The 11,775-nt window shown below is 67.6% G+C and carries 13 protein-coding genes and 1 pseudogene; 10 read left to right on the forward strand and 4 right to left on the reverse strand.

Features of this window, described 5'->3' with window-relative positions:
* Window positions 1-309: pseudogene (locus B3547_RS13425) on the reverse strand (hypothetical protein); the annotation flags it as partial.
* A 261-nt stretch (window positions 310-570) separates the two neighbouring features.
* Here B3547_RS13425 and B3547_RS13430 point away from each other — a divergent pair.
* The 9 genes from B3547_RS13430 (at window position 571) to B3547_RS13470 (ending at window position 8,401) form a co-directional block, all read left to right on the forward strand.
* A complete protein-coding gene (locus B3547_RS13430) occupies window positions 571-1,062 on the forward strand; it encodes a hypothetical protein (RefSeq protein WP_292963952.1) in 492 nt (163 codons plus the stop codon).
* A gap of 98 nt (window positions 1,063-1,160) precedes the next feature.
* On the forward strand, window positions 1,161-2,021 hold the full coding sequence (gene sseA, locus B3547_RS13435) for a 3-mercaptopyruvate sulfurtransferase (protein WP_124811107.1): 861 nt from the start codon (window positions 1,161-1,163) through the stop codon (window positions 2,019-2,021).
* Between the two features lie 44 nt (window positions 2,022-2,065).
* Window positions 2,066-3,301, forward strand: coding sequence for a cystathionine beta-lyase (gene metC, locus B3547_RS13440; RefSeq protein WP_292963953.1), 1,236 nt, complete (start codon window positions 2,066-2,068; stop codon window positions 3,299-3,301).
* Complete coding sequence (locus tag B3547_RS13445) at window positions 3,301-4,317, forward strand: mechanosensitive ion channel family protein (RefSeq protein ID WP_414690561.1); 1,017 nt, start codon at window positions 3,301-3,303, stop codon at window positions 4,315-4,317. Before metC ends, B3547_RS13445 begins: the two co-directional genes overlap by 1 nt.
* 110 nt (window positions 4,318-4,427) lie before the next feature.
* Window positions 4,428-5,210, forward strand: a complete 783-nt coding sequence (gene cobA / locus B3547_RS13450; RefSeq protein ID WP_125954537.1) for a uroporphyrinogen-III C-methyltransferase — start codon at window positions 4,428-4,430, stop codon at window positions 5,208-5,210.
* Entirely contained in the window at window positions 5,207-5,503 is a 297-nt protein-coding gene (locus B3547_RS13455) for a DUF2849 domain-containing protein (RefSeq protein WP_124811110.1), read from the forward strand. The genes cobA and B3547_RS13455 overlap by 4 nt, the downstream gene beginning before the upstream one ends.
* 1 nt (window position 5,504) lies before the next feature.
* Window positions 5,505-7,139: a nitrite/sulfite reductase gene (locus tag B3547_RS13460; RefSeq protein ID WP_194919431.1), complete on the forward strand. Its 1,635-nt coding sequence runs from the start codon at window positions 5,505-5,507 to the stop codon at window positions 7,137-7,139.
* The gene (locus B3547_RS13465) at window positions 7,132-7,566 is read left to right on the forward strand and encodes a DUF934 domain-containing protein (protein ID WP_136955853.1); all 435 of its coding nucleotides are present in this window, start codon (window positions 7,132-7,134) and stop codon (window positions 7,564-7,566) included. The genes B3547_RS13460 and B3547_RS13465 overlap by 8 nt, the downstream gene beginning before the upstream one ends.
* A gap of 1 nt (window position 7,567) precedes the next feature.
* A complete protein-coding gene (locus B3547_RS13470; protein WP_124811113.1) occupies window positions 7,568-8,401 on the forward strand; it encodes a phosphoadenylyl-sulfate reductase in 834 nt (277 codons plus the stop codon).
* A 26-nt stretch (window positions 8,402-8,427) separates the two neighbouring features.
* Here the strand turns inward: B3547_RS13470 and B3547_RS13475 are convergent, their stop codons facing one another.
* Window positions 8,428-9,120, reverse strand: coding sequence for a glutamine amidotransferase (locus tag B3547_RS13475; RefSeq protein ID WP_292963955.1), 693 nt, complete (start codon window positions 9,118-9,120; stop codon window positions 8,428-8,430).
* Window positions 9,121-9,763: 643 nt separating this feature from the next.
* Between B3547_RS13475 and B3547_RS13480 the strand changes: the two genes are divergently transcribed.
* On the forward strand, window positions 9,764-10,102 hold the full coding sequence (locus B3547_RS13480; RefSeq protein WP_124811115.1) for a PilZ domain-containing protein: 339 nt from the start codon (window positions 9,764-9,766) through the stop codon (window positions 10,100-10,102).
* A gap of 169 nt (window positions 10,103-10,271) precedes the next feature.
* Here the strand turns inward: B3547_RS13480 and B3547_RS13485 are convergent, their stop codons facing one another.
* The gene (locus B3547_RS13485) at window positions 10,272-10,430 is read right to left on the reverse strand and encodes a hypothetical protein (protein ID WP_168196035.1); all 159 of its coding nucleotides are present in this window, start codon (window positions 10,428-10,430) and stop codon (window positions 10,272-10,274) included.
* Window positions 10,431-10,528: 98 nt separating this feature from the next.
* Window positions 10,529-11,775, reverse strand: a 1,247-nt coding sequence (locus B3547_RS13490) for an isocitrate lyase (RefSeq protein WP_292963958.1), incomplete at its 5' end; no start/stop codon positions are given.

An 11,775-nucleotide genomic window follows, 5' to 3' on the forward strand; every position in this document is an offset into this window, starting at 1 on the left:
CGCCGGTCCGGTGGCGGAAGGCGCGCCGCCGCCCACGCCGGTCGCCTCGCCAACCGGGACGCCACCCGTCATCGTGCTGCCGACACCGCGCGTTACGCCCAGGCCTGCCGCATCCCCATCCCCCGCAGCAGACCGGCGCGCCCCACCCGAGGCGCGCGCGCCGGAACCGCGATCGGCAACGCCTTCTCCCACCCCCTCCCTCACGCCCTCCCCGGCCGCTTCGGCAACACCGGAGCCGCTGCCCGAAACCTCTACCTCCGCCGTGCCCGAACCCGAAACCGCGCCTTCAGGGGCGCCTGTCGCCAGCACGCCGGATACCAGCGGATGGCTGTGGTGGATCGGCGGCGGCGCGCTGGCGCTCGCGGTGCTNNCGCGGTGCTGGCGCTGGCTGCCTGGGCGCGACGGCGGCGGCCAGCCGCTCGGGACGAGCCGGCGGAAGTGCAGGAGGCAGAGCCGGAGAGCGCGCCTTCGGTTGCAGCGATGCCGGTCCCCCGCCCCGCGCCAACGCCCCTTCCGCCGCTGCCTGCGCCCGCACCTTCCCCCGTGGCGGCCGCAGCCGCTCGTGGCCTCGTGCTGACACTCGAAGCGGTGCGGCTGGGCGCGACGCTGGTCAACACCACGCTTGCCTATCGCCTGACCGCGACCAACGCCGGGCCGGACGCGCTGAGCGACATCGCGATCAGCGGCGATATGATCGCGGCGCACGCCTCGCGCTCGATGGAAGAACAACTCGGCATCGCCGGGCCGGAACTGCCGCCGATCGGCCGGATCGAACGGCTGGGGCCGGGCGAAAGCGCCGTTCTGGAAGGCGAATTCCGCCTGCCGCTGGCCGCGGTCACGCCGATTCGCCATGGCCAGGCGCAGCTTTTCGTGCCGGTGGCGCGGTTCGATGCCTGGGCCAGCGACAGCGCGCACCGCGCCGTGTCGGCCCGGGCCGCGTTCCTGGTCGGGCAGGATAACGCTACGGCATCCGACCGTCTCCAGCCGTTCCGGCTCGACCTTGGTCCGCGCGTGTGGGACGCGATCGGGCAGCGCGCGCTCGAAATACCCGAAACGCTCTGAATCGTTCGTTTTTCAGTCTCGACGCGTCTTGGCCGCCTGCCTAAGTATAAGGGGAATCCGCGATAGACGGATCACCCATGCAGGCAGGAACAACCACGATGGATCCCTTGGTCTCGACCCAGTGGCTCGCGGACGAAATTGGCGCGAGCGATTTGCGCATCGTCGACGCGAGCGCGTTTCTTCCCGAGCAGAAACGCAATCCCGCGCTGGAATACGAAGCCTGCCATATTCCCGGCGCGGTCTTCATGGACCTCGCGAATCTGGTCGACACCACTGCGCCGGTGCCCAACACCCTGCCATCGGCCGAAAAGTTCGCCAGCCGGATGCAGAGCCTGGGGCTGGGCGACGGCAGCCGCATCGTGCTCTACGATGACAGCCCGGTGAAAAGCGCCACGCGCGCCTGGTTCATGCTGACCATGTTCGGGGCGCAGAACGTCGCGCTGCTCGATGGCGGCATCGCCAAGTGGAAGGCGGAGGGCCGCCCCTGCGCGCAAGGGCGAGAAACGCTGCGGCACCGCCACTTCACGGTGTGGAGCGACGAAAGCCACGTCCGCTCCAAGGCCGACGTGCTGCGCAACCTGAAGGACCGGCGCGAACAGGTGGTCGACGCGCGCGGCGCCGGGCGCTTTACCGGCGAACAGAAGGAAACCAACCCGGCGCTGGCCAGCGGGCACATCCCCGCCTCGCGCAATGTGCCCTATGCCAGCCTGTTCCGGCCCGACGGAACCTGGAAAAGCGCCGACGAGATCCGCGCGCTGTTCGACGCGGCCGGAGTGGACCTGTCGCGCCCGCTGATCAGCTCGTGCGGATCGGGCATGACCGCCAACGTGCTGATCTTCGCGCTGCACCTGATCGGCAAGGACGACGTCTCGCTCTACGACGGCAGCTGGTCCGAATGGGGCGCCGATCCGGCAACGCCGAAGGAAACCGGGCCGCAGCCCGCCGTGCAGCCTGCCTGAACTGGCGCCTCGAAAGCCCGCGCAAGGTTTGCTAGGGGCCGGCGATGAGCAGCACGCGCGACGATCGTCCCCTGAAGCCCGCCACCCGCCTCGCCGCCGCCGGCCGGCGGCCCGAATGGACCGGCACCGCCGACCAGCCGGGCGCGGTAGTCAGCCCGGCGGTATGGCGCGCCAGCACCCATCTCTACCCCGACATGGCCGCGCTGCGGCAGGGCGGCGCGCGCAACGAGGACGGGCGGTTCTATTACGGACGCCGCGGCGCGCCGACGCAATGGGCGCTGTGCGAGGCGCTGACCGAACTGGAGCCGGGCGCGGCCGGCACGGTGCTCTATCCCTCGGGCGTGGCCGCCATTGCCGGCGCGCTGCTGACGGTGCTGCGCCCCGGCGACGTGCTGCTGCTGACCGACAATGCCTATGAGCCCAGCCGCGCGATGGCGCGCGGACTGCTGCGCGATTTCGGCGTGGAAACGCGCTGGTTCGATCCGTGCGACACCGTCGCGTTCGAGGCGGCGATCTGCGAACGGACGCGCGCCGTGCTGCTCGAATCGCCCGGCAGCCTGACCATGGACGTGCAGGACGTGCCCACCATGGCCGCGATCGCCCGTGCGCGCGGGATCGTCACCGTGTTCGACAACACCTGGGCCGGGCCGCTTGGTTTTCCGGCGCTGGAAAGGGGGGTGGACATCACGGTGATGTCGCTGACCAAGCACGTCGGCGGCCATTCCGACGTGATGATGGGCAGCGCTGCGGCCGGGGCGGAGTGGTACCGCAAGCTGCGGCTGCGCGCGCAGGGGCTGGGGCAGGTCGTCTCGCCCGACGACGCGGCGCTGGTGCTGCGGGGCCTGCGCAGCATGAACGTGCGGCTCGACCGCGAGACCGCAAGCGCGCTGGCCATCGCGCAATGGCTGGAAACGCGGCCCGAAGTGGCGCGGGTGCTGTGCCCGATGCTGCCGGGATCGCCGGGGCATGATCTGTGGACGCGCGATTTCACCGGGGGCTGCGGCCTGTTCAGCTTCGTGCTGAAAGGCGGCACCAGCGCGGCGCGCGACGCGCTGATCGATGCGCTGGCGCTGTTCGGCATCGGCTATAGCTGGGGTGGCTTCGAAAGCCTGGCAACGCCGGTCGATCCCGCCGGCATCCGCACCGCCTCCGCCTGGCCGCTGCCGGGCATGGACGCCGACGACCGCTTCGGCGTGCGCCTGTCGATCGGGCTGGAAGACGCCGGCGACCTTATCGCTGACCTGAAAGCCGGGCTGGCGGCCTGGGCGGCGGCGCTGTGATGCTCAATTCCGCCATGCTCGCCGCGGTCATGTCCGATTCCGCCGTCCACGGGCAGGTCGTGCACGGCTGGGCCAAGTTCCGCCGCGATGCGCGCGCGTTCATGGACGTGCTCGACGATTACGGCTTCGACATCGGGCACTATCACATCTCGGTGTTCAACGCCGCGAAGATGGTGCTGGTGGTCGTGGCGATGTTCATGATCGCGCGGCTGGGCAGCCGGATCGCGCGGCATCTGTTCTCGCGCATGACAAGCCTCGACAGCGCGCAGCAGGTGCTGGGCGAAAAGCTGGTTTCGCTGGCGGTGTGGGTCTTCGCCTTCCTGCTGGGCATCGACCTGCTGGGCATCAGCCTGACCGCGCTGACGGTCTTTTCCGGCGCGTTCGGCCTTGCCATCGGCTTCGGCCTGCAGAAGACCTTCGGCAACCTGATCGCCGGAATCATCCTGCTGATGGACCGCTCGATCAAGCCGGGTGACGTGATCGCGGTCAACGACGGCAAGGGCAGCAGCTTCGGGCAGGTCCGCAAGATCGGCATCCGCGCGGTCTCCGTCGCCACGCGCGACAACCGCGAATACCTGATTCCGAACGAAAACCTGATGACCAGCCAGGTCGAGAACTGGTCCTATTCCTCGCGCGAGGTCTCGATCCAGATCCCGGTGGGCATCGCCTATGGCAGCGACATCGATCTGGCCGAACGGCTGATGCTGGAAGCCGCGCGCGGGGCGAACCGGGTGCTGGCCGACCGCCCGCCCGGCGTACTGCTCAGCGCCTTCGGTCCCAATTCGATCGACATGGTCATCGTGTGCTGGATCGGTGATCCGGAAGAGGGCGTGGGCAACGTCCGCTCCGAAGTGCTCAAGCGGGTGTGGCACCTGTTCCGCGAGAACGGCATCGAGATCCCCTATCCCCAGCAGGACGTCTCGCTCAAGGATTCGGAAGGGCTACGCCGGCTGGCCGATGCGCTGGCGGCGCGGCATGAATCGCGCGATCCGCGCGAAACCGGCCCCGCGCAGTGAACCCGCAGGGCGGGATAGTTCGCCCCTAAAGTTCGCCCCTAAAGTTCGCCTAGGCCGCCCCCAAACCATTCTCGCTGGTGCGAAAGGGCGGGCGCGCCCATCTGGCCCTCATGAAGAATCCCGCCCCCACTCCCGGAACGGTCTATCTGGTCGGTGCCGGCCCCGGCGATCCCGACCTGCTGACTCTGCGCGCCGCGCGGCTGCTGATGCGCGCCAAAGTGGTGGTGCATGACGGGCTGGTCGATCCTGCCGTGCTGGCCATGGCGCCGCGCGGCGCGCGGTTCGTCTCGGTGGCCAAGCAGCGCTCCCGCCACACGATGAAGCAGAGCGACATCAACGCCCTGCTGGTGCGCGAGGCGCGGCAAGGGCATGACGTGGTGCGGCTGAAAGGCGGCGATCCGTTCGTGTTCGGGCGCGGCGGCGAGGAAATGGAAGCCTGCGAAGCCGCCGGCGTGCCGGTGGAAGTGGTCCCCGGCGTCAGCGCGGCGCTGGGCGCGGCGGCGGCGGCGCGCATCCCGCTGACCCATCGCGAGAACGCCAGCATCGTCAGCTTCGTGGCGGGCCAGTGCAAAGGGTTATCCGACCAGAACTGGGCGGGCCTTGCCGGCGTGGGCCGCACGCTGGTGATCTACATGGGCGTCGCCACCAGCGAGGCGATCGCAGAGAAGCTGATCGCGGACGGGCTTGCGCCCACCATGCCGCTGGCCGTGGTCGAGAACGCGGCGCGGCCAGACATGCGCGTGCTGCGCGGGCCGCTCGCCGGCCTGGGCGATCTGGTCGCGCGCGAAAAGGTCAAGAGCCCGGCGCTCATCATCATCGGTGAGGTCGCGGCGCGGGGAGAAACGATGGAACTTGCGAAGATGGCCCGGGCGGCCGGGGAGACGGTGCTGTGAAAGTCCTGACCGGCAACGATCTCAAGACCGGGGACGTGATCTGGTGGACCGGCGAAGGCTGGTCGCGCCACGTCAACGATGCGGTGGACGCGGGCGAACACCCCGAAGCGATCCTCGCGCGCGAGGAAGCCGCGCAGCGCGTGGTCGGCTCCTACGCCATCGACGCATCGGTGACCGGCGAAGGCGTGCGCCCCGCGCATATCAAGGAACGCATCCGCGCGCTTGGCCCCACCGTCCGGCTCGACCTTTCCCTCAAGCCCGCCGACCCCGCCGCCGGCAACTGGGTGATCTGACATGTACCAGTATGACCAGTACGACCAGGCCATGGTCGATGCCCGCGTCGCGGAGTTCCGCGACCAGGTGAGCCGCCGCCTGGCCGGGGAAATGACCGAGGACCAGTTCAAGCCGCTGCGCCTGAAGAACGGCCTTTACCTCCAGCTGCACGCCTACATGCTGCGCGTGGCGATACCCTATGGCACGCTCAATTCCGCGCAGATGCGGATGCTGGGCGATATCGCCGACAAGTACGACCGCGGCTATGGCCACTTCACCACGCGCCAGAACATCCAGTACAACTGGATCAAGCTGGAAGACGCGGGCGATATCCTGGCCGACCTTGCCAGCGTGGAAATGCACGCGATCCAGACCAGCGGCAACTGCATCCGCAACACCACCGCCGACCAGTTCGCCGGCGCCGCCGCCGACGAGGTCGCAGACCCGCGCCCCTATGCCGAACTGCTACGCCAGTGGTCGACGTTCCATCCGGAATTCGATTACCTGCCGCGCAAGTTCAAGGTCGCCATCATCGGGTCCGACACCGATCGCGCGGCGATGAAGCTGCACGACATCGGCATCCAGATCGTGAAGAACGAGGCGGGCGAGATCGGCTGCCGCTTCTACGTCGGCGGGGGCATGGGCCGCACGCCGATGATCGCCCCGGTGATCGGCGATTTCGTGCCGCCGCTGCAGATGATCAGCTACCTGGAAGCGTGCCTGCGCGTGTACAACCGCTATGGCCGGCGCGACAACAAGTACAAGGCGCGGATCAAGATCCTGGTCCACGAGATCGGCGCGGACGAATACCGCCGCCAGGTGGAAGAGGAATTCGCCCATATCCTGACGCTGGGGCTGGAACCGCCGCCGGCCGAGCTGGAGCGGATCAAGGGCTATTTCGCCGATCCGGGCTTCGAGACCGGCCTGTCCGGGGACATCGACCGCAGCGATCCCGATTTCGCGCTGTGGCTGGACCAGAACGTCCATGCGCACAAGCAGCCGGGCTATGCCATCGTCACCATCAGCCTGAAGCCCACCGGCGGCATTCCGGGCGATGCCAGCGCCGACCAGATCCGCCTGATGGCCGATCTCGCCAAGGCGCATTCGTTCGACGAACTGCGCGTGACCCACGCGCAGAACATCGTGCTGCCCCATGTGAAGAAGGCCGATCTCTACGCGCTGTGGCAGAAGCTGGACGCGGCGGGCCTCGCCAGCGCCAATCTGGACCTGATCAGCGACATCATCGCCTGCCCCGGCCTCGATTATTGCAGCCTCGCCAACGCCCGCTCGATTCCGGTGGCGCAGAAGATCAGCGAACGCTTCGCCGATCTGGGCCGCCAGCGCGAACTGGGCGAGCTGAAGCTGAAGATTTCGGGCTGCATCAACGCCTGCGGGCACCACCACGCCGGCCACATCGGCATTCTGGGCGTGGACCGCAAGGGCGTGGAGAACTACCAGCTCCTGCTCGGCGGATCGGAAGGCGCGGACACCTCGCTCGGCACGATCACTGGCCCCGGCTTCAACGAGGACGGCATCGTCGATGCGGTGGAGAAGGCCACCGACGTCTATCTGGCCCAGCGCACCGACGGGGAGCGCTTCCTCGATACCTACCGCCGCATCGGCATGGCCCCGTTCAAGGAGGCGATCTATGGTTGAGAACGCGCTGCGCTATCGCGATGACGAACCCGTGGCCGATCCGGCCGTGACCGTGGACGCCTTCGCCGAACAGACCAACGCCTCGGCCGTGCGGATCGAACCGGGCGACGATGCGCGCATTCTGCTGCCGCACCTTGGCCGGCTGAGCCTCGTCGAGGTGAATTTCCCCGCCTACACCGACGGGCGCGGCTATTCGGCGGCGCGCATCCTGCGCGAACACGGCTATGCCGGCGAACTGCGTGCGGTGGGCGACGTCCTGCTGGATCAGCTTTCGCACATGCGCCGCTGCGGCTTCGACAGCTTCGCGCCCAACCAGGCGATCGATCGCGCGGCGGCGGACAAGGCGCTGGCCACCTGGCCCGAGGTCTACCAGAAGACGGTCGATGGCCGTGCGGCCATCTGGGCCAAGCGGCACGGGCTGGCCTGACATGGCGGAAACGGCGGCGCGCAAGCAGGATGCCCGGGCGCAGGGCCGGCGCGTCGATCGGATCGACACCGCGCCGCGCTTCACCGAAACCGACGCGATCCGGCTGAACAACCTGTTCCGCGGCAGCGACACGCAGGACATGCTGCGCGGCGTACTGCGCGACCGGCTGGCCGGCGATCTTGCCGTCGTGTCCAGCTTCGGCGCGGAAAGCGCGGTGCTGCTCCACCTGATCGCGCAGATCGATCCGGCCACCCCGGTGCTGTTCCTCGAAACGCACAAGCATTTCCCGGAAACGGTCGCCTATCGCGACGAACTGGTGGCGCACCTGGGGCTGACCGGACTGCAGATCGTGGAGCCGGACGCCGAGGTACTCGCGAAGAAGGACGACAACGGCCTGCGCTGGTCGTGGGACCCGGACGGCTGCTGCGAAATCCGCAAGGTGCAGCCTCTGGCGAAGGCGCTGCTGCACTTCGATGCCTCGATCACCGGCCGCAAGGGCTTCCAGTCCGCCACGCGCGCGGGGCTGCCCCGCTTCGAGATCGATCATTCCGACGCGCAGGGCCGCCTGAAGATCAATCCGCTGGCGAGCTGGACCAAGGACGACCTCGAAGGCTGGATGGACCGGCATGGGCTGCCGCGCCATCCGCTGGTGGCGCTGGGCTACCCCTCGATCGGCTGCGCGCCCTGCACCAGCAAGGTCGCCCCCGGCGAAGACCCGCGGTCGGGCCGCTGGAAGGGCTGGGACAAGACCGAATGCGGCATCCATGTGCCGGGATCGACCGACAGCAGTTCCGGCATCGACGACGTGCCACCGGGATACGATCCGATCTTCTGATATGCTTCCCAGGGCCAGGGCAGCGGTCAACCGAGCGCGCCCAGCCATTCCGCGATCATGCGGCGCCCGGCGGAAACCGCGCCCGGCCCGTGCGCCTCGTGCGCAGCGCGCAGCGTTTCCGGGCTGTGACCGGCCGCCGCGACATCGTCCGGCGATTGTTCGATCCAGGCGTCGAAGCGGGGGTCCTCGCCCATCTCCGCGTGGAATTGCAGCGCTAGCAGATTGCGCCCGCGCCGGAACGCCTGATGGCGATAGACGTGGCTCGACGCCAGCAGTTCCACGCCTTCGGGCAGATCGAACGTATCGCCATGCCAGTGCAGCACCGGCACGCCTTCGACATGGCGCAACGGGCTGTCCCCGGCATGGACGCTGACGGGATGGAAGCCCACCTCCCTGGCGCCGCCGGGATAGACAGCAGAGCCCATGGCGGCGGCGATCATCTGCGCGCCGAAGCAGACGCCCAGCGTGGGCCGGTCCGCTTCCAGCCGCAGCGCCAGCCGGCGCATCTGGCAGCGGATCCAGGGGTGGGCTTCCTGTTCATAGACGCCCATCGGGCCGCCCATCATAATGAGCAGGTCGGGTTCGCGCAGATCGAGCGAGCCAAAGGCCGGGTCCGACACGTCGATACGGTCGACCGCGTATCCCGCCTGCTCGATCGGGTCTCGATAGCCCGCCACCCCCTCGTGGGGAACGTGGCGAATGATCAGCGCTGTTTTCATCTTGCCTTTGGTCACCCATCCGCAATCTGGTGTCAAAACCCCGTTTCCGGGACCGGACGGCTTACAGGCCGAGCCGGTCCCAGAAGTCGGTCGCCGTGACCGCCGCCGGCCGGGGGCGCCCTTCGCCGCTGTCGCCACGCGCCCATGAGGGATGTGGCAATGGCGGCACGGCGCGGCGGCGCGGGATGCGCGCCAGGGGGCCGGACGGAGATGGGGATGGTGACGACTGGGCTGCTCTCGACATTCGCATTCTCCTGTTCACGGAACACGAAGCTGGCGAGGTCGCCCGGGTTCGTGCGCTTTAGCCGTTGGTGACGCGGAGCAAGCTGACATCCATCAAAAGCCGCGGTCCGGACGGCGAAGGGAGAGGGAAGCGTCGCCCGGACGCATTATATCTACCTAATCAGTTGAGTTTATCAAGAACAGGCTTGCTTGGGCCGGGCAAAGCCTGGCTTTGCCCGCGCCGATTCCTGCGGAACATGGTTCAGGTGCCACCGCGAGCAACAGGGCTTCGCGGCGCTCTGGCGGGGCAAGCAATGGTAAACAAAGGTCTTTTTCAAGAACGCCGCACGGCCCGCTCTTAACCACTTTTTAGCCAGACCTGGTGTATCCCCATTAAACACAATCCTGCGGAACAACACCGATGGTCTCTGCCGAATATCAACAGGTTGATTTGAGCCAGCGCCGCAAGGCGCGCCGCACACAGGTGGCTGCCGACGCCAAGGTGAGCGGCGACATGCTGGGCAGCGCGCTGTGCAAGATCGTGGACATTTCCACGCACGGATCGCGGATCGAAACCTATTCCGAACTCAGCCCCAACGCCGACATCTGCCTGCGCATTCCGCCGAACATCCTGGTCGATGCCAAGGTGGTCTGGACGAACGGCTATGTTTCCGGCTGCCAGTTCCTCAAGCCCATCGCCGAGGACCTGCTGGAAGCCGTTTTCGGCATCCTCCCTCAGGGTCGCGCCCACGCGCATTGACGCCCGACCTTCCCGAGCTTCCTCCCGAGACCCCTCCGGATCACCGTCCGGAGGGGTTTTTGCATGGCGATCGCCGCGAACGGGCGGAAAGGGGGCCAAAACGCGAAGGCCCGCCACGCGGGCGTGCGTGGCGGGCCAGCTTTCCTCCCCAGGAAAGTTCCGTGCGGGATCAGCGCCCCATCGCGCTGCCGAGCCGGTGGTAGAGATTCGAGAACTTCACCGATTCCGGCTGGTCCTCGATCGCCTTCAGATAGTGCAGTACGGCTTCGCGGATCAGCTTGAAGTCCTCGGTCGAGAGGACCGCGCGGGCACGTGCAGGTTCAGCCATGGTGGGTCTCCTTCTTGGATCTTCGGGGCTTGATTGCCGCGAGGATTGCTTTGCCAGTCCGCCGGGGCTTAGGCGGCGAATTGGTTCCCCCCGCCGCGTCAGGCGGCGAACTGGTTCATCGTGTTGTGGGCGCCGCCGGCCTTGAGCGCGGCTTCCCCGGCGAAGTATTCCTTGTGGTCGTCGCCGATGTCGGAGCCGGCCATGTTCTGGTGCTTCACGCAGGCGATGCCCTGGCGGATTTCCTCGCGCTGGACCTGCTTCACGTAGCCCAGCATCCCCTCTTCGCCGAAATAGCGCTTGGCGAGGTTGTCGGTGCTGAGCGCGGCCGTGTGATAGGTCGGCAGCGTGATGAGGTGGTGGAAGATGCCCGCCTCGCGCGCCGCGTCCTTCTGGAAGGTGCGGATGCGCTCGTCGGCCTCGACGCCAAGCTCGGTGCCGTCGTAGTCCACGCTCATCAGGCGCGCCCGGTCATAGGCGGAAACGTCCTTGCCGGCCGCTTCCCAGGCGTCGAACACCTGCTGGCGGAAGTTCAGCGTCCAGTTGAAGCTGGGCGAGTTGTTGTAGACCAGCTTGGCGTTGGGGATCACCTCGCGGATGCGGCTGACCATGCCGCCGATCTGGCCGATGTGCGGCTTTTCGGTTTCGATCCACAGCAGGTCCGCGCCGTTCTGGAGCGAGGTGATGCAATCGAGCACGCAGCGGTCCTCGCCGGTTCCCGGACGGAACTGGTAGAGGTTCGAAGGCAGGCGCTTGGGCTTCACCAGCTTGCCGTCGCGGGTGATCAGGACGTCGCCGTGGCCAAGGTTGGCGGTATCGACGTCCTCGCAATCGAGGAAGCTGTTGTACTGGTCGGCGATGTCGCCCGGCTCGCGGACGAAGGCGATCTGCTTGGTCAGGCCGGCACCCAGCGAATCTGTGCGCGCCACGATGATCCCGTCATCGACGCCCAGTTCCATGAAGGCATAGCGGACGGCGCGGATCTTCGCGAGGAAGTCCTCGTGCGGCACGGTGACCTTGCCGTCCTGGTGCCCGCACTGCTTCTCGTCCGAGACCTGGTTCTCGATCTGGATGCAGCAGGCGCCCGCCTCGATGAACTTCTTGGCCAGCAGGTAGGTCGCCTCGGCATTGCCGAAGCCGGCGTCGATGTCGGCGATGATCGGCACAACGTGGGTTTCGAACTCGTCGATCTTGTGCAGCAGGCGGTGGGTGTTGACCGCGTCGCCCGCGGCCTTCGCCGCATCCAGATCGCGGAACAGCATGCCCAGCTCGCGCGCGTCGGCCTGCTTCAGGAACGTGTAGAGTTCCTCGATCAGCGCGGGAACGCTGGTCTTTTCGTGCATCGACT

Origin of the sequence: Novosphingobium sp. UBA1939 (assembly GCF_002336885.1) — a bacterium.
Taxonomy (GTDB): Bacteria; Pseudomonadota; Alphaproteobacteria; order Sphingomonadales; family Sphingomonadaceae; genus Novosphingobium.